Raw genomic sequence first — 16,499 nt, forward strand, 5'->3', positions numbered from 1 at the left:
ACGACCTCCCTGGAACTCAATGGACACCTCGAGGCACGCGCATGTGCCGTAGGACACAAGTGTGAATGAACGGACGTTTCTGACGGGTTAAGGCCGCAGAACATTCGGTATGGTCGGGGCATGACCACCACACCATCGGCTCCGACCGGTGTCCGCTCGCCGGCCCCGAAGAAAGTTCGGCGCGTCCTGGACGCGACCGACCGCGCCATCCTCCGGGTCCTCGCCCAGGACGCCCGGATCCCGAACAACGCGCTCGCCGAGGCGGTCGGTGTTGCGCCGTCCACCTGCCTCGCGCGGGTCCGGGCGCTGCGGGAGTCGGGCGTGATCCGGGGCTTCCATGCGGACATCGACCCGGCGGCACTCGGACACCGCCTGCAGGCCATGATCGCGGTGCGGGTCCAGGGCACGGCGAGGTCCGAGATGAGCACGCTCGGCCAGCAGCTCGCCCGGCGCCCGGAGGTCCTCGACGTGTACTTCCTGGCCGGCGCCGACGACTTCCTCGTGCACGTCGCGGCCCGCGACACCGAGACGCTGCGCGCCTTCGTGGTCGACCAGCTCTCCGCCCGCCCCGAGGTCGCGCACACCGAGACGAGCCTGATCTTCGAGCACCTTCCGGCCGGCCGCCCCGCACCCGAGCGGGCGGCGCGTTGACCGCGCTCGGAGCAGCCGCGTGGCGTCTGCGCGGCTGGGCGCGACGCTGGTTCCGCTCCCTGCTCGGCGTCCCGGTGCTCGCGGTGCTCGGCGGCGCGCTGCTCGCCGTCGCGACGCTCGGGCTCTCGCTCGCGATCGAGGCGCCCACGCTGGCCACGGTCGACGTCGCCCAGCAGGTGCTCCTCGCGATCGGCGGAGCGACCCTCACCCTGGCGGGCTTCGTCCTGACGATCGCCACCCTGTCCCTCCAGTTCGGTGCGACCACCTACGCCCCCCGGCTGGTCGAACAGCTCCGGCGCGACCGGCTGCTCCGGTTCACGCTCGGCGGCGCCCTGGGGACCTTCACCTACTCGATCGTGGTCGTCCTGACGGTGCGGTCGCAGCACCAGGACGCCGCCACCGTGGCCACCGTGCTCGCGCTGGTCGGCGCGACCGGGACGGTCCTGCTCTTCATCGCACTGCTGGACCGGCTGACCGCCCGGCTGCGGCCCGGCCGGACCATGGCGCAGCTGACCGAGGATGCGCGGCAGGCGATCGCGCGCACCTACCCCGACCCGGCGTCAGGTGCGCCCGAGCACGGGCGCGACGGCGTGCCAGGCGCGGCATCGGCGGGCTGGGCCGAGCTGCCCGCCGACGCCGTCGTGCGACGCGAGGAGGGCTTCGGCTCGCTCGTGGACGTGGACGCGGCGGCACTGGCCACCCTCGCGCGCGAGCGTGCCATCCAGGTGGACCTGCTCGTCCCGATCGGCTCGTTCCTGGGTCCGGACGAGCCGGTCGCGCTGGTCACCCGGGCCGGGTCGGACGCACCGGCCGATGTCGACGAGGAGATCACGGCACAGGTCCTCGGCGCCCTCGCCCTGGGCGACGAGCGCACCGTCGACGCAGACCCGTCGTACCCGCTGCGGCTGCTCGTCGACATCGCGATCCGGGCCCTGTCCCCCGGGCTCAACGACCCCACCACCGCCGGCCAGGCGATCGACCACATCGGCGAGGTGCTGGTCGAGGCCTCTCGGCGTCGGCTCGGGCCACGCGCGCTGGCCGACGACGGCCGGAGCCTCGTCGTCGTCCCGGCCCCGGGGTGGGCGGCGCTGCTCGACCTCGCCTGGACCGAGATCTGGCACTTCGGCTCCGACCCGCAGACCCGGGCCGCGCTCCGCACGGCGTTCCGCCGGCTACAGGCCCGAGTCGAGCCCGCCCGTCGTCACGAGCTCGACGAGCTGACCTCGCGGCTCGAGTCCGCGTCCTGATCGACCGGCTCGGGCCCGGGCAGCACCGGCGCGAAGAACCGGGCCAGCAGGACCACCGCGCCAGCGACCAGTGCCACGGTCACCACCAGCCCGGGCGTGAGCCGGTCCACGGCCACCAGCACGACACCCGCCAGCACCGCGACCACGCCGTCGACCAGACCCCGGTGCGCGGCGAACCAGCGCGCGGTGGTGCTGCGCCGGATCGCCGCCAGCCACGCCGGGCCCTCTGCCTGCCCGGCTCGTCCGAAGGCCGAACGAAGGCCACGGGCCGCCGAGGTCCCGCCGAGCACGAAGCCGACCACGACGAGCACGAGCCCGAGTGCGAGGGTCGTCCGCAGCATCGGACGCAGACCGCCGACGACCTGGTCGTACAGGACGAGCCCGGCGTCCAGCCGCGACACCTGGCCGACCAGCGCGTCGGTGTACAACGCCCGACCGATCGTCACGACCAGCCCGAGGGCCGCAGCGGACCCGGCGAGCACGAACCCGGCGATCATCAGGGCACGCGCCCGGTTGACCGCAAGGCTCACGCCGACCGCGAGCAGGCCGAGCGTCGCCCAGATCAGCACCGGGCCGAGCACGTCGATCAGCCGGTAGAGCTGGCGCAGCCGGACGACGTCGCCGTTGCTCATCACCGGGTAGCTCACGCTGAGGTTCGACAGCCGGTCCACGAGCGAGAAGCCGCGGTCCGAGAGGTCCGAGACCACCACGGCGAGGACCGCTGCGAGGTTGATGCTGAGGTTGCCGCCCTCGTCGAGCTGGGCGATCGCATCCGGATCACCCTGCATCACGGCGACGAGCTGCTCGTGCGCCGCGCGGTTCGCGGCCACCCAGGCCGCGCTGAACTGGTCCGAGTCGACCACCCGCCCGATCGCCTGACGGACGAAGCTCGAGATCGCGTCGGCCAGCGGGGCCTCCAGCGCCAGCAGGCCCGTGGCGACCCGAGGGGGAACCTTGTCGAGTCCCGCGACCGCCTCGGTGACCTGGGCGGCCAGGTCCTCGGGACCGATCCGCTCGAGCAGCGCGGTCGCGAGCTGGTCGGTGATCGCCGCCTTGATGGCCGGGTCGTCGGCGAGCGGTGCGACCGTCTCCAGGTACCGGTCGGTGTCCGTGACCAGACCCCGCGCCCACGACGTGGCCACCGCAAGCGGCGCGAGCAGCGCCGCGATCACGACCACGGCGACCGCCGAGGCGGCCCGCAGCCGACGTGACCCGCGCGCGGCCTCGGGCGCAGGCTCCGAGCGCAGCTGGGCGATCTCGCCCTCGAGCGCGGCGATCCTGGTCAGCAGCTCTTCGCGGTCGGTGGGGTCGACCTCCGGCGTCCGGGTCATGGGGCTGCCCTCCCGCCGGGCGATCGTCCGGCTCGTTCCGTCGAGTGCCTCACGCGAGACGCGGCGATCGGCGCCCGCACTCGGCAGGCTAGTCCCCGCATCGGCCGCCACGCCCATGATCGGCACGTGCGGCCCGTCGGCGCGCACCTGCACCGGTCGAACGCTCCCGTCGGGACCCGGCGGCGGGCGGCGCTACAGCGCGATGGTGTCCCCGTGCGCCAGCAGGTGCACCTCGGTCTGCGGCGAGTGGCGTGAGACCGCCTCGGCGAAGCGCCAGCCCGGCGTGTGCAGGTGGTGGCTCATCGCCCAGTGCATGCCGGCCGGGTGCAGGCTGCCCCAGTGCACCGGCACCGCGTGGCGCGCCCGGACCATCGCCACGGCCTGCGCGGCCTGGTCCGGATCCATGTGCCCGGGCCCGAGGTTCGGCCCCCAGCCCCAGATCGGCACGACCGCGAGGTCGATCACACCCCGCGGCGCGAGCTCCGGCAGGTCCCGCATGCCGTCGAACAGAGCGGTGTCGCCGGCGAGCCAGGTCGCGGTGCGGCGGCCGGCGACGATGTGACCCACGGACTCGGCCACCGGACCGAACGGTTCGCGACGGCCGTGGTGCTCGGCCCGCACGGTGGTGACCGTCCCGCCGTGCCGGATCCGCACCGTCTCGCCGATCGCGGCCTCCTGCGCGGGACGAACGCCCTTGCGTCGCAACCAGGCGCCCGCCCCGAGCGGCGCGAGCACGACCGGGGCGTCCAGCGCACGCAGGCTCGGCAGGTCGCAGTGGTCGTGGTGCAGGTGCGACAGCACGACGGCGTCCGGCCGCTGCCAGGCCACGCTGGGCGGGGGCGCCACGTGACGCAGCAGGCCGGGCCGGGCACGCAGCACCGGGTCGGCCACCACCGAGATCCCCTCGAGCACGACGAGCACCGAGGCATGACCCCACCAGGTGAGCTTCACGACTGCTCCTCGGGAACGACCTCCTCGCGCAGGCCGGCCGAGCGCAGCCAGCGCACCAGCTGGGCGTGCACCGTCTCGGCACCGCACAGCACGCGCTCCCCCGGCACGGAGTCGTCGAGCAGGTCCTCGTCGACGGCCCACTCGACCGGGTGCAGGAGCATCGCGAGGTTCTGGTCGCCGCCGAGCCCCCCGTGCGAACCGACCAGCTCCTCGAACGCGTGCACCTCACCGGTCTGCGCGTCGTAGGTGGAGTGCACGAGCACGTCGGGCGCGTTCGCCATGCGTGTGACGCGGAGCAGGTCCGTCCGGGCGCGCGGACCGAACGATGCCAACGGGTCCTCCCCCTCGACCCGCCCGTCGGTGAGCCGATGCACGCCGGCGTGGCCCACCGCGAGCGGGCCCTGCGCGGTGTCGACCACGCAGAACCCGACGCCCGGCTCGGCGAGCAGCCCGGGCAGCAGTGCCGGGTGCCGCTCCGCGACGTCTTCCAGCGTGACGCGGCCCGGCGACGTCGGGAACCAGATCAGCCCGAGGTTCCCGGAGGCGGCCACGACGGTGGCTGTCGGACCCGTGCCGCCATCCGTGGGCTCCGATCTCGCGTCGCGCTCGAGCCCGTCGGCCCCGGGTGTCCACCGCGCCCACCGGCCACGCGCACCGGATGCGCTGAGCACGTCGGACAGCAGGGTCGCCAGCGGGCCCCAGACCTCCTCCGTCCCGGTGTGCCCGGCGACGCTGCCCGAGGTCAGCTCCGTGACCACCGCCTCGAGCGATCGTCCGGCGAGCTGGGCGAAGGTCGCACCCTGGCTCTGCCCGTGGTCGGAGAGCACGACGAAGCGGTACTCGCGCGGGCACACCTCGGCGAAGCGCTCGAGGGTGCCGATCGCCGCGTCCACGCCCGCGAGCGCGTCGAGGGCCTCCCGCCGCACCACGCCCGCGTGGTGGGCGATCTCGTCGTAGTCGACCAGGTCGACGAAGACCACCGGCGCACCGCGGGCCATCTGGTCGGCGACCAGCGCGACGTTCAGGTCGCGCATCAGCACGTTCGTGACGGCGCGCAGCGCGACGTAGGCGCCACGCCGCGGCACCCGCGGCCACACGTCCCGCCGGCGCTGGTGCCACGCCTGCGTGAGCTCCTTGATCATCTCGCCGAAGGTGAGCAGCAGCGCCCGACCCAGCACGAACGGCCGCGCGAAGAACCGCAGGTAGGAGCTGCCCGTCCCGAGCCCGCCCCGGCGGCCCGCCCGGCTCATCACCAGGAAGGCGGACTCCGCGTCGCCGGTGAACATCGTGGAGACGGCGGCGCCACCGTCGGCGAGCAGCCCACGCCCGTCGGAGAGGTGCTCCTCGACGATCGCGGCGTCCGCCGGGTGGTTCGTCACCACCAGGCGCCCGGCCTCCTTGTCGTACCAGCGGAACGCCGGGATGCCGTCGTTCGTGCCGTGCAGCAGGCCCGCCTGGCTGGCCGGCGTGGTCGACGGCACGCGAGCCCACCACGGGCGAGCGGTGTGGCTGCCGCGGCGCAGCCACCGGGCCAGGGTGGGTGCGTCCCCCGAGCCGATCGCGTGCTGCAGCACCGGGTACGCCAGGCCGTCGATCTGGATCACCACGAGACCCGGCTCGCGCGAGTCGCCGCCCGCCCGGGTGCGCCGGCTGCGACGCATCAGGTCGGCAACGAGGTAGTCGCGGTCCTCCGCGCCGACGAGCCACCGCGCGACCGCCGTGACGATGCCGACCACGGCGAACGTCGCGAGCGTCGCTCCCCAGCCGTCGACCTCGACGCCCGGGACCACGGCGAGCGACAGCCGCAGCACACCGAGCTGGAAGACCAGGCCGAGCAGCAGCGTCCCCGGAACCCCGACGAGCCGCGCGAGCGGACGCAGCCGAGGCCGGACCAGGGCGTCGAGCAGACCGACGAGCAGCGCGACCAGCAGCGCCGCCCACCAGTCGTCGATCACCAGGCCGTGCACCATCCATGCGGTGACCAGCAGCGCGATAGCCGTCGCGCAGGTGCCGAGCACGGCGTTGCGCACGTCCCGCTGGGTGATCCTCAGGTCCACGGGTCCTCCGATACCGCTCGCTCTCACGCTAGCGGGGTGGTGCGGTCCGCGCGGGGCGTCCCACTGGAGCCCGCCCGCGTGCCGCCTCGGTGTCACGCATGCCGAGCAGCGACGTCCCGACTCCGTAGGTGACGAAGTCCCCGTGCGGCACGATCCGCACACCGACCGACGTCTCGGCCGGGTCGCCGGTGTCCAGGCCTCGGGTGAGCCGCTGCCAGACCTCGGCCGGCACCTCGGGGCGCGGTAGCACCGTCGCGGTGCCGGCGACGGTGATCGTCGCCGCCGGGATCTTCACGAACGGCATGAACGGCACCCGCTTGCCGATCGGGACCGTCACCGAGATCTCCGGGTTCGCGCGCAGGTGCGCGACCTTCCAGGAGTCCTCCTTGCTGACGAACCAGATCGCTCCGTCGTGCACGGTCGGCACGATGCCGACCGTGCGTCCCTCGCCTCGTGCGCTCACCATCCCGACCACAGCGAACGCCTGCTTGCCCAGCTCCGCCCACACCTGGGTGGTCGTCACGTCGACCATCACCGCTCCTCACCTCGTCACCTCCCACGCTAGGAGTCGCCGAGGGCGCCGCGGGGGCGTTCGGGCCGGCAGCTCAGGCCAGGACGGGCACGACGGCGGGGTGCAGGTGCGCGAGGGCGCCACGCAGGACGTCGAGGAACTCCTCCGGGGCGTGGCTGTTGACGTCGTGACCGGCTCGGCGCACCACGTGCAGCCGGGCGTTCGGTCGGGCCGCGAGCATCCGCCACTCGTCGAGTCGCAGGGGATCCCGGGAGCCGTTGACGATCCACACCGGCACGAGCAGCCTGCGCAGATCCGCCAGCGCGGAGTAGCCGTGCAGTGCGGCAAGCATGTCGGCCACGACGTGCCAGGTGCCGTTCGGGCGGAACATCGCCGCGACCTTGCTGCTGGCCCGCCGGTACAGGTTCAGGGGCTTGCCCGCGATCTCGGTGGAGCAGCCGGACAGCATCACCCCGGCGAGGCGATCGTGGTGCCGCGCGGCGTACGCGAGCGACGTGTAGCCGCCGAGCGAGAGACCCACGAGCAGGGGCGGCACCGGCTGGGCTGCGACCGCGTCGTCGATCGCCCGCAGCGCACCGTCGAAGGTGAAGCGCTCCCCCGTGCGTGCACCGTGGCCGGGGAGGTCGAGGGCGTGCACGGTGTGGCCGGCCGCGCGCAACGCGTCGACCTGGGGGTCCCAGATCGCCGAGGACGTCCTGGTCCCGTGCACGAACACGACGGGGATGATGATCGGCTGCCTCTCACGGGTACGGCGTTGTGCCATCCCCATCGGTTCCAGGGTCGGTCACCTGGAGCCGTAGCGCCCGTTCATCCCGGCACGTGGACGATCATCACCGGACCCTCACGCCCGGGACGCGAGAGCGGCACAGCTCGCCGCGCTTACGCTCACGCGCCGCGGATCTCGCCGATCCGGATGTTGTTGCCGAACGGGTCCCGCAGGCCCATGTCGCGGCCGTACGGCATGTCCGTCGGCGGCTGCGTGATCGTCACGCCGTGCTCGACCAGGTGCTGGTGGACCGCGTCGACGTCGTCGGTGGTGAACGCGACCCAGCCGCCCCCCGCACCCTTGGCGACGAGCTCACGGACCTGCTCCGCCGTCGCCGGGTCCTGGGCCGGCGGGCCGGGCAGCTCGAGCAGGATGTCGCGTCGGTCGCCCGGCACCCGCACGGTGAGCCAACGCATCGGACCGAACATCAGGTCGGCCGAGACCTCCAGACCGAGCACGCCGACGTAGAAGCCGAGCGCCTCGTCCTGGTCCAGGACGAAGATCGAGGACAGGTTGTTCGCGGTGAGGTTCATGCCCTGGAAACTACGGGCCCGGGACGGGCCGGCGCTTCTCCGAAATCGGCATCGTCGACCGGCTCGCGGAAGACCGCCGGTCGCATCCAGGCCATCGTCACGCAGCCGGGGACAGCGGGCAGTGGCCCGCGCCTGCGGTACGCCGAGGGCGACTCGCCGACGACGGCCGTGAAGGTCCGCCCGAAGGTGCCCAGGCTGGTGAACCCGACCTCGGTGCAGATCCTGGTCACCGACCAGTCGGTGGAGCGCAGCAGGAACATCGCACGCTCGACCCGTCGCCGCTGCACGTACCGGTGCGGCGTCTCGCCGAACACGCCGCGGAAGGCTCGCACCAGGTGCGCGGGCGTCACCGGCACCAGCGCGGCGAGCGTGGCCAGGTCGAGCTCGTCGCGGTAGCCGGCGTCGATCGCGTCGCGGACGCGCAGCATCGCCCGGTTGATCTCCTCGCCGCTGCGGCTCATCGCACCTCCGTGCTCGCGGAGCGGACCCGCGACCCGGGCCACAGACCGAGGATCCCGGCCGGTCGCCGGCCGCGCCACCTGCGACGTGCCCGGAACCGTCCGGCGCAGGCCCGGACGGTGACGCAGTGCCGGACGGAACGCAGTGCCGGACGGAACGCAGTGCCGGACGTGACGCAGTGCCGGACGTGACGCAGTGCCGGACTGAACGCGCTGCCGAACGGAACGCGCTGCCGAACGGAACGCGGTGCCGAACGGAACGCGGTGCCGAACCGCTGCGGGGCCCGGAGGTGCCCCCGGGCCCCGCAGTCCGACGGTTCAGTGCCGGCCGTGGCCCCGGCTGCCGAGGCCCAGCGCGTCCCGCATGGTGAAGAAGAGGTCGGTCTGGTCGGTCAGGCCCACCACGTTGGCCGCCCGAGGGCCGTACGCCGCGATCCGCACCTGGGTGCCGGTGTGGTCCTGCGAACCGCCCTCGTCGGCCGTGCCGTACGCCACGGTCATCGGCTTGCCGTCAGCGGTGAGCAGCGTCCGGGTCAGCCCGGGCGTCGTCGTGTTCGGGTACACGATCTGGCTCGAGTGCCCGTGGTCGGCGGTCACCACGACCAGCGTCCGGCCGTCGTGCTCGGCGAAGTCGAGGGCGGCCTGCACCGCCTCGTCGAAGTCGACCGTCTCGCCGATCTGGGCGCACGGGTTCGCCGCGTGGTCCTGCTTGTCGATCGACGCACCCTCGACCTGCAGGAAGAAGCCCTTGCCTCGCCGCGAGTCCAGGAGGTCGATGGCCTTGTCGGTCATCTCCGCCAGGCCTGGGACGCTGTCGGCGCGGGCCGGGTTCGCCGAGCAGGTGATCGGGTCCTCCGCGCCACCCGCGTGGGTCGCGAGCGCGCCCGTCCACCGGGTCTCGAGGTTCCCGTCGGCGAACAGGCCGAGCACCGGCCGGCTCTGGTCGGCGCGGGTCACCGCGGCGAGCTCGTCGGCGTCAGTGACCACCTGGTACCCGCGGTCGGTGGCCTGGTCGAGCAGCGTCTCGCCCTGCCAGTCCCCCGCGGTCGCGGCCTCGTCGAAGTACGTCGCACCGCCGCCGAGCACGAGGTCGGCCCGGGTATCGAGGATCTGCTCGCTGATCGACCCGGCGCCGCCGTTTTCGAGCGCGTTGTCCGGGCACTGGGCGCTGGTGGCCGACGGCGCCTTGCAGCTGCGCGAGGTGACGTGGGCCTCGAGGACGGCCGGGGTGGCGTCCTGGATCTCCGCCGTGGTCACGTTGCCGGTGCGCAGACCGTTCGCCTTCGCGAGCTCGAGGATCGTCGTCTGCGGCTCACCTGCGATGTCCACCGAGATCGCACCGTTGTAGGTCTTGGTGCCGGTCGCCCAGCCGCTGCCGGACGCCGCGGAGTCGGTGACGTAGTCCGGCAGGCCGTCGGCCTTGTCCAGCGACCAGGTCGTGTACTCGCCGGTCAGCGGGAGGGCGTCGATGCCGGGCAGCTCGCCGGCTGCGCCGTAGGCGTAGTTGCGGGCGATGGTGATCTCGGAGTCGCCCATGCCGTCACCGATCAGCAGGATGACGTTGCGCGCCCTGCCCCCGTCGATGGCCTGGCGCACGGCCGCGGTCTGGTCGCCGGACAGTCGCTTCGCCCCGCCGTTGGCGGTGATGGAGCCGGCCGCGACCGCGCCGCCCGCGACCAGGGCCAGGGCGGCGGCCGCGGCGGTGACGCCCACGGCGCGCCTGGAGAGTGCTGTCATCGTTCCCCCTCGAAGTGGAGTGGCCCCGGACCGGGCCGCGCCCCACCCCACTCCGCCGGGGTGAACTCCACGGGTACTCACCGCGGCGATCGGCAGAACTCTGCGCGCGGGCCCCGCCGCACCGACGCCGGAGTTCAGCACTCTGCGGGCGGACCCCCGCCACGCCGACGCCGGAATTCAGCGCGAGCGTCGCCGACGTGGACCGGCAGGATGACCCCGTGACCGCGACAGTGCAGGTGAGAGACGTCGCCGCCGGCTTCGGCGACCGCGAGCTGTTCCACGGGGCAGACCTCGTGGTCGCGCCGGGGGACGTGATCGGCCTCGTCGGCCCCAACGGCGCCGGCAAGTCGACGCTGCTGCGGATCCTGGCGGGACTGCGCGCGCCGGAGGCCGGCACGGTGAGGGTCTCCCCGCCGACGGCGCACCTCGGCTTCCTCGCGCAGGAGGTCGAACGCGTGCCGGGCGAGACGGTCGCCGACCACCTCGCCCGCCGCACCGGGGTGAGCGGGGCCACGGCGGCGCTCGACGCCGCGGCCGACGCGCTCGCCGCGGGGACACCGGGGGCGGAGGACCACTACGCCCACGCGCTCGAGGACTGGACGGCGCTCGGTGCGGGCGACTTCGAGGCGCGGCGCGGCGTCGTGGTCCGCGACCTCGGGCTGGCCGTGGACCTCGACCTGCCGATGACCGCACTGTCCGGCGGCGAGGCCGCCCGGGTCGGGCTCGCGATCCTGCTGCTGTCCCGCTTCGACGTCTACCTGCTCGACGAGCCGACCAACGACCTCGACGCCGCGGGCCTGCTGCTGCTCGAGGAGTTCGTCGTACGCACACCGGCCCCGGTGGTCGTGGTCAGCCACGACCGCGAGTTCCTCAGCCGCACCGTGACCACGGTCGTCGAGCTGGACCGCAGCCTGCAGCGCGTCCAGGTCTACGGCGGGACCTACGACGCCTACCTCGACGAGCGCACCATCGCGCGGCGCCGCGCACGCGAGGCCTACGAGGACTACGCAGCGCGCCGCTCGGCGCTCGAGGCGCGGGCGCGTCGCCAGCGGGCCTGGATGGCCAAGGGGGTCCGCAACGCTCGTCGCAAGGCGACCGACCCGGACAAGTTCATCCGCGCCTTCCGGGCCGAGTCCAGCGAGAAGCAGGCCGCGAAGGCGCGCCAGACCGAACGGCTGATCGAACGGCTCGAGGAGGTCGCCGAACCCCGCAAGGAGTGGTCGCTGCAGCTGACGATCGCGACCGCGCCACGCTCGGGCGCCGTGGTCTGCGCGGCGCGCGGCGCGGTGGTGCGGCGCGGCGGGTTCCGGCTCGGCCCGCTCGACCTGGAGATCTCCTGGCAGGACCGCGTCGCGATCACCGGACCGAACGGTGCCGGCAAGTCCACGCTCCTCGCCCTCCTGCTCGGTCGCCTCGAACCGACCGAGGGCCGGGTCGACGTGGGTGCCGGGGTGCTGGTCGGCGAGGTCGACCAGGCACGACGCGCGTTCGAGGGCGACACCGCCCTCGGCGAGTCGTTCGCGGCCGAGGTGCCAACCTGGCCGACCGCGGACGTCCGCACCCTGCTCGCCAAGTTCGGGCTCGGCGCCGACCACGTCGGCCGACCGGCGGGCTCCCTCTCGCCGGGCGAACGGACCCGCGCGGCGCTCGCCCTGCTGCAGGCCCGGGGGGTCAACCTCCTCGTGCTCGACGAGCCGACCAACCACCTCGACCTGCCGGCGATCGAACAGCTCGAACAGGCCATGGACACGTTCGACGGCACGATCCTGCTGGTCACGCACGACCGTCGGATGCTCGAGACCGTGCGGCTCACCCGCCGGCTGCACGTCGAGGACGGCGACGTGGTCGAGGTCTCCCCCGACTGACCTGCCGTCCTCGGCGCGCGCGTCGCCACCGCCTGGGTCGGGTCGCCGCTCCGGTCGCACCGGCCGAACCCGCTGGCGATACTCGCGACATGGACCCGACCGAGGTGACGATCGAGCTCGACGACGGCGCGATGCCGGCACACCTCTGGCTCCCGGACCGCGGCAGCGGGCCCGGGATCCTGCTGGTCCAGGAGATCTTCGGCCTGAGCCCCTACCTGCGGCGGCGGGCGGCCGACCTGGCCGCGCTCGGCTACGTGGTGATGGCTCCCGAGCTGTTCTGGCGGCTCGGCACGAGTGCGGTGCCGAACGGCCCGACGATGCTCGAGCAGGGCCTCGCTCTCGCGTCGCGCTTCGACTGGCCCACCGGCGTCAGCGACGCCTCCGCCGCACTCGACCGGCTCCGCGAGCTGCCCGAGGTGACCGGCGGGGTCGGGCTCGTCGGCTTCTGCTTCGGCGGTGGCCTCGCGTTCGCGGTGGCCGCCGACGAGGCGCCGGATGCTCTGGTCGCGTACTACGGCTCCGCGCTGCCGACGCTGCTCGATCTCGCGCCGCGGGTTCTCGCGCCGTCGTTGCACCACATCGGTGCCGCGGACGCCTACCTCGACTCCGCGGCCGTCGCGGCCATCCGTGCTGCCGTCGCACCGCAGGGCGCTCGGGTCGAGGTCCACGACGGCGCGGACCACGCCTTCGACAACCCGGACTTCGCGAACTTCCACCCGGGCGCGTCCGCGACGGCCTGGGCGCAGACCCGCGACTTCCTGCGTGAGCACCTGCCGGTCTGACCGTCACGACCGCACCGGCACCCCGACCGCTCCGGGCACGGCCGCGCTCGTCGTGCGCTGCACGCCGCGGGTTCCGACGTGGACGACGGCCGCGAGCGTGAAGAGCGTTCCGACCAGGACGCCGAGGCCGGCGAAGCCGGCCCTCGCGACCATCGCGCCGCCGGCGGCGGCGCCGACGAGGTAACCGAGCTGCTGGGCGGTGGTCCGCACCGCCATCGCCGCCACGCCCCGACCGGCGAGCTGCAGCCCGAACGCGCTCGCGGCGATGCTCCGGGCCCCGGCGACGAACCCGAGGGCAGCGAGCACGCTCGCGCTGACGGCCGCGGACGGCCGCACCAGACCGAGCGCCGCCCCGCCGATCGCCAGCAGCGCCGCACCGGGCACCAGGAGGTCACGGGCCCGCGCGAGGCGCGGGCGGGCGAGTCGGGTCCCGACCATGAAGGCCACGGCGCTCACGCCGATCAGCAGCCCGACCGTGCCCGGCGCGGTCCCGTAGGTCCGGGCGAAGAGCGCGCCGGCGTAGACGACGACGGCCGACCACCCGGCGTAGGCGAGGAGCTCACCGAGCGCCCAGGCCCGTGCCCGGGTGGTCCGCCAGACCTGAACGTCCGGCGCGCCGGGCTCGAGCTGCGCGGGCGCGACGTCGCGGGGCAGCCGCAGCGTCCCGGCGAGGGCCAGCAGACTCGTCGCGCACGGCACGAGCAGCCAGGTCGTCCGCCACGACTGGGCCAGCAGCCCGGACGTGAGGGTGGCCAGCACGGCCGCGGCCGGCGGGCCCATCATCGCTGCCGACAGCAGCCGCGGTGCGTCGTCGGCCCCGCCCCACACCTTGGCGGCCGCGAGCGCGCTGGTCAGGACCGTCGCGAGACCGAGGCCCAGGACCACGTGGGCCACGATCAGCACGGTCAGGCCGGTCGCGACGCCGGCGAGCGCGGACCCCACGGCGACCGACCCGAGCCCGACCGCAAGGAGGTCTCGCAGCCCGACGCTGCGCGCGAGGGTGACGAGCAGCACGGTCGCGACCGCGGCGGCCAGCCCGGAGACCCCGCGCAACGCACCGATCGCGCCCACCGAGACGCCCAGGTCGTCCGCGAGCTGTGCGACGACGGGCGGCAGGACGAACCCCGGCGCCTGCGCCGCGAACATCGCGAGAGCGAGCACGGCGGGGAGCTGTGTCGCAGGCGCAGGTGCTGCGTGCTCACGTGTCGTCGTCGCAGGTGCTGCCGGTCGTGGTGCGCTGCGGGTCATGGTGGCCTCCTTCGGTGACCCCGTCGACGCTAGGCACCGCGCGCCGTCACGACGTCCGTGCGGGCACGCTCGTCGGGCGCTCCGGCGCGGTCACGCGTGGCGGTGCGCACGCACTCGGGACGGGCGCCTCAGCCCGAACGGAGGAAGACGGCCGCGGCGGCTGCTCGCGCCGAGCCGCCTGCGAGCCCGAGCTTGCGGTACAGGTGCGAGATGTGGCGCTCCACCGTGCGCACGCTCAACCCGAGCCGGTCCCCGATCTCGTCGTTGCCGAGCCCCTGGGCGACGAGGGCGAGCACGGCACGCTCGCGCGCCGTGAGCCCGGCCAGGGGGTCCGGCCCAGCGCGGACGTCGTCGAGGAACTCGCGCACGGCGGCGACGAGCCGGTGCCAGGCCGGGTCGCGCGCCAGGAGGATGTGGTTGCGCCCGTCGAGCGGGACGAAGCGCGCTCCGGGGATCAGGGTCGCCATTCGTCGCCCTTCCTCGAACGGCGTCACACCGTCGTCGCGGACATGGACGACGAGCGTCGCGGCGCGCACGTCGCGGGCGAGGTCGGAGACGTCGATCTCCGCGGACGTCTCACGGATCCGTGCCGCGGTCTCCGGCGACGCGGACACCCGCTGCATGTCCTCGTACTCGCCGACCTCGCGCTCGTCCGCGTCGGGCATGAACAGCGTGGTGAACACGCGTCGGAAAGCGGGCGTCTCGAGTCCCCAGCCGACCCGCGTCAGCGAGACCAGCAGCGCATCCTGCTCACGCTCGGCGGCGGTGTGCGGGCGCCGCCCGCGACCGCGTGCGTAGCCGCCGTAGAGCACGAGCCGCCGCACCCGCTCGGGGTGGCGCACCGCGTACGCGATCGCGACCGCTGCCCCGCCGGACAGCCCGAGCAGGTCGACGCGCTCGAGGCCGGCCGCGTCGAGGACGGTCGCGAGGTCGGCCACGCGGGCCGTGAGCGAGAGGTCGGCCGCGTCCCGGTCGGACAGCCCGCACCCGCGCATGTCGTAGCGCACGAACGGCCGCCCACGACCCAGCTCGTCGAACCAGTGGGCGTAGATCGCCGCGTCGCGCTCGAGGTGCGTCAGCCAGGTCGCGACCCGCACGAGGGGCGTCCCAGGGCCGGAACCCACCGTGGCATAGGCGAGCGTGACGCCGTCCGGCGCCGCGCAGAACCTGATCTCCTGCTGCATCGCAGGTCGATCGTATGGCGAGGCACGCAGCGAGGCACTGGCCGAGGCCCAACCGGGGGCAGCGGACCGTCGGCGGTCAGCGACCGAGAACCACCGGGATCCGCCGCGGACCGAAGTCGTCCGCCTCCGCCGCGAACCGCCCGGGCAGCGCGGTCCCGCAACGCGGGCAGCGGCCGTCGGCGGTCAGCCGGTACGCGTGGATGGCGTACCAGTCCCGCTCGATCAGCGCGGCGCCGCACTGCGCGCACGCCGTCACCTCGCCGGCCGGGTCGCGGACGTTGCCGGTGTAGACGAAGTGCAGCCCCTCCTCGAGGGCGATCTGCCGCGCGCGCACCAAGGTGGCCCGAGGGGTCGGCGGCACGTCGCGCATCCGCCAGTCCGGGTGGAAGGCGGTCACGTGGTGCGGGACGTCCGGCCCGAGCTCGTCGAGCACCCAGCGGAACATCGCACGGAGCTCCTCGTCGGAGTCGTTGTGGCCCGGGATGAGCAGCGTCGTGATCTCGAGCCAGACGGAGGTCTCGTGCCGCAGGTAGGTCAGGGTGTCGAGCACCGGTTGCAGGCGCGCGCCGGTGATCCGCCGGTAGAAGTCGTCGGTGAACCCCTTGAGGTCGACGTTCGCGGCGTCCATCGCGCCGAACAGGTCGCGCCGGCCTTCCGGGTTGATGTACCCGGCCGTCACCGCGACGGCCTGCACGCCGCGCTCGTGGCACGCGGCGGCCACGTCGACCGCGTACTCGGTGAAGATCACCGGGTCGTTGTACGTGAACGCGACGCTCCGGCAGCCGAGCTCCACCGCGGCGCGCGCGACGTCGTCCGGCATCGCCCGGTCCATCAGCCGGTCCATCTCCCGGGCCTTCGAGATGTCCCAGTTCTGGCAGAACTTGCAGCCCAGGTTGCAGCCGGCGGTCCCGAAGGACAGCACGGAGCTACCCGGGTAGAAGTGGTTCAGCGGCTTCTTCTCGATCGGGTCGATGCAGAACCCGGACGACCGCCCGTAGGTGGTCAGGACGAGCTGGTCGCCCTGGCGCATCCGGACGAAGCAGAAGCCGCGCTGCCCGTCGCGCAGACGGCACTCACGCGGGCACAGGTCGCACTCGATGCGCCCGTCATCGAGCCTCCGCCAGAACCGTGCCGGGTGCTCGGTCTCGGTCGTCATC

15 protein-coding genes are annotated in these 16,499 nt (G+C 73.9%); 4 read left to right on the forward strand and 11 right to left on the reverse strand.

Annotation, left to right across the window (positions count from 1 at the left end; genetic code table 11):
- Nucleotides 1-120: 120 nt before the first annotated feature.
- Both OEB99_RS10950 and OEB99_RS10955 read left to right on the forward strand, forming a co-directional pair.
- Nucleotides 121-651: an Lrp/AsnC family transcriptional regulator gene (locus OEB99_RS10950; RefSeq protein WP_263510085.1), complete on the forward strand. Its 531-nt coding sequence runs from the start codon at nucleotides 121-123 to the stop codon at nucleotides 649-651.
- Nucleotides 648-1,898, forward strand: a complete 1,251-nt coding sequence (locus tag OEB99_RS10955) for a DUF2254 domain-containing protein (protein WP_263510086.1) — start codon at nucleotides 648-650, stop codon at nucleotides 1,896-1,898. The genes OEB99_RS10950 and OEB99_RS10955 overlap by 4 nt, the downstream gene beginning before the upstream one ends.
- Here the strand turns inward: OEB99_RS10955 and OEB99_RS10960 are convergent.
- The 8 genes from OEB99_RS10960 to phoA form a co-directional block, all read right to left on the reverse strand.
- Nucleotides 1,853-3,229, reverse strand: a complete 1,377-nt coding sequence (locus tag OEB99_RS10960) for a hypothetical protein (protein ID WP_263510087.1) — start codon at nucleotides 3,227-3,229, stop codon at nucleotides 1,853-1,855. The genes OEB99_RS10955 and OEB99_RS10960 overlap by 46 nt on opposite strands.
- 192 nt (nucleotides 3,230-3,421) lie before the next feature.
- Nucleotides 3,422-4,180, reverse strand: coding sequence for an MBL fold metallo-hydrolase (locus OEB99_RS10965; protein WP_263510088.1), 759 nt, complete (start codon nucleotides 4,178-4,180; stop codon nucleotides 3,422-3,424).
- The gene (locus tag OEB99_RS10970) at nucleotides 4,177-6,237 is read right to left on the reverse strand and encodes an alkaline phosphatase family protein (protein ID WP_263510089.1); all 2,061 of its coding nucleotides are present in this window, start codon (nucleotides 6,235-6,237) and stop codon (nucleotides 4,177-4,179) included. The genes OEB99_RS10965 and OEB99_RS10970 overlap by 4 nt, the downstream gene beginning before the upstream one ends.
- Nucleotides 6,238-6,265: 28 nt before the next feature.
- A complete protein-coding gene (locus tag OEB99_RS10975; protein WP_263510090.1) occupies nucleotides 6,266-6,769 on the reverse strand; it encodes a pyridoxamine 5'-phosphate oxidase family protein in 504 nt (167 codons plus the stop codon).
- A 73-nt stretch (nucleotides 6,770-6,842) separates the two neighbouring features.
- A complete protein-coding gene (locus tag OEB99_RS10980) occupies nucleotides 6,843-7,484 on the reverse strand; it encodes an alpha/beta fold hydrolase (protein ID WP_263510091.1) in 642 nt (213 codons plus the stop codon).
- A 170-nt stretch (nucleotides 7,485-7,654) separates the two neighbouring features.
- Entirely contained in the window at nucleotides 7,655-8,068 is a 414-nt protein-coding gene (locus OEB99_RS10985; RefSeq protein WP_263510092.1) for a VOC family protein, read from the reverse strand.
- Complete coding sequence (locus OEB99_RS10990) at nucleotides 8,065-8,529, reverse strand: helix-turn-helix domain-containing protein (RefSeq protein ID WP_263510093.1); 465 nt, start codon at nucleotides 8,527-8,529, stop codon at nucleotides 8,065-8,067. The genes OEB99_RS10985 and OEB99_RS10990 overlap by 4 nt, the downstream gene beginning before the upstream one ends.
- A gap of 315 nt (nucleotides 8,530-8,844) precedes the next feature.
- On the reverse strand, nucleotides 8,845-10,263 hold the full coding sequence (gene phoA / locus OEB99_RS10995) for an alkaline phosphatase (RefSeq protein ID WP_263510094.1): 1,419 nt from the start codon (nucleotides 10,261-10,263) through the stop codon (nucleotides 8,845-8,847).
- A 218-nt stretch (nucleotides 10,264-10,481) separates the two neighbouring features.
- Here phoA and OEB99_RS11000 point away from each other — a divergent pair, with 218 nt between their 5' ends.
- Together OEB99_RS11000 and OEB99_RS11005 are read left to right on the forward strand one after the other, a co-directional pair.
- Nucleotides 10,482-12,128, forward strand: a complete 1,647-nt coding sequence (locus tag OEB99_RS11000; RefSeq protein ID WP_263510095.1) for an ABC-F family ATP-binding cassette domain-containing protein — start codon at nucleotides 10,482-10,484, stop codon at nucleotides 12,126-12,128.
- A gap of 89 nt (nucleotides 12,129-12,217) precedes the next feature.
- On the forward strand, nucleotides 12,218-12,910 hold the full coding sequence (locus tag OEB99_RS11005; protein WP_263510096.1) for a dienelactone hydrolase family protein: 693 nt from the start codon (nucleotides 12,218-12,220) through the stop codon (nucleotides 12,908-12,910).
- 3 nt (nucleotides 12,911-12,913) lie between these two features.
- Here OEB99_RS11005 and OEB99_RS11010 read toward each other — a convergent pair whose 3' ends face one another.
- From OEB99_RS11010 to amrS, 3 genes are all read right to left on the reverse strand, one after another.
- Nucleotides 12,914-14,158, reverse strand: coding sequence for an MFS transporter (locus tag OEB99_RS11010; protein ID WP_263510097.1), 1,245 nt, complete (start codon nucleotides 14,156-14,158; stop codon nucleotides 12,914-12,916).
- Between the two features lie 128 nt (nucleotides 14,159-14,286).
- Nucleotides 14,287-15,342: an alpha/beta fold hydrolase gene (locus tag OEB99_RS11015; RefSeq protein ID WP_263510098.1), complete on the reverse strand. Its 1,056-nt coding sequence runs from the start codon at nucleotides 15,340-15,342 to the stop codon at nucleotides 14,287-14,289.
- 76 nt (nucleotides 15,343-15,418) lie between these two features.
- Complete coding sequence (amrS, locus tag OEB99_RS11020) at nucleotides 15,419-16,498, reverse strand: AmmeMemoRadiSam system radical SAM enzyme (protein WP_263510099.1); 1,080 nt, start codon at nucleotides 16,496-16,498, stop codon at nucleotides 15,419-15,421.
- Nucleotide 16,499 lies beyond the last annotated feature (1 nt).

Source organism: Actinotalea endophytica, assembly GCF_025717005.1.
GTDB lineage: Bacteria > Actinomycetota > Actinomycetes > Actinomycetales > Cellulomonadaceae > Actinotalea.

Bases quoted from the DNA above. Each gene is read 5' to 3' on its own strand.
- OEB99_RS10950 (WP_263510085.1), top strand. From the start codon at position 121: ATGACCACCACACCATCGGCTCCGACCGGTGTCCGCTCGCCGGCCCCG.
- OEB99_RS10960 (WP_263510087.1), bottom strand. From the start codon at position 3,229: ATGACCCGGACGCCGGAGGTCGACCCCACCGACCGCGAAGAGCTGCTG.
- OEB99_RS10975 (WP_263510090.1), bottom strand. From the start codon at position 6,769: ATGGTCGACGTGACGACCACCCAGGTGTGGGCGGAGCTGGGCAAGCAG.
- OEB99_RS10985 (WP_263510092.1), bottom strand. From the start codon at position 8,068: ATGAACCTCACCGCGAACAACCTGTCCTCGATCTTCGTCCTGGACCAG.
- OEB99_RS10990 (WP_263510093.1), bottom strand. From the start codon at position 8,529: ATGAGCCGCAGCGGCGAGGAGATCAACCGGGCGATGCTGCGCGTCCGC.
- phoA (WP_263510094.1), bottom strand. From the start codon at position 10,263: ATGACAGCACTCTCCAGGCGCGCCGTGGGCGTCACCGCCGCGGCCGCC.
- OEB99_RS11005 (WP_263510096.1), top strand. From the start codon at position 12,218: ATGGACCCGACCGAGGTGACGATCGAGCTCGACGACGGCGCGATGCCG.
- OEB99_RS11010 (WP_263510097.1), bottom strand. From the start codon at position 14,158: ATGACCCGCAGCGCACCACGACCGGCAGCACCTGCGACGACGACACGT.
- OEB99_RS11015 (WP_263510098.1), bottom strand. From the start codon at position 15,342: ATGCAGCAGGAGATCAGGTTCTGCGCGGCGCCGGACGGCGTCACGCTC.
- amrS (WP_263510099.1), bottom strand. From the start codon at position 16,498: ATGACGACCGAGACCGAGCACCCGGCACGGTTCTGGCGGAGGCTCGAT.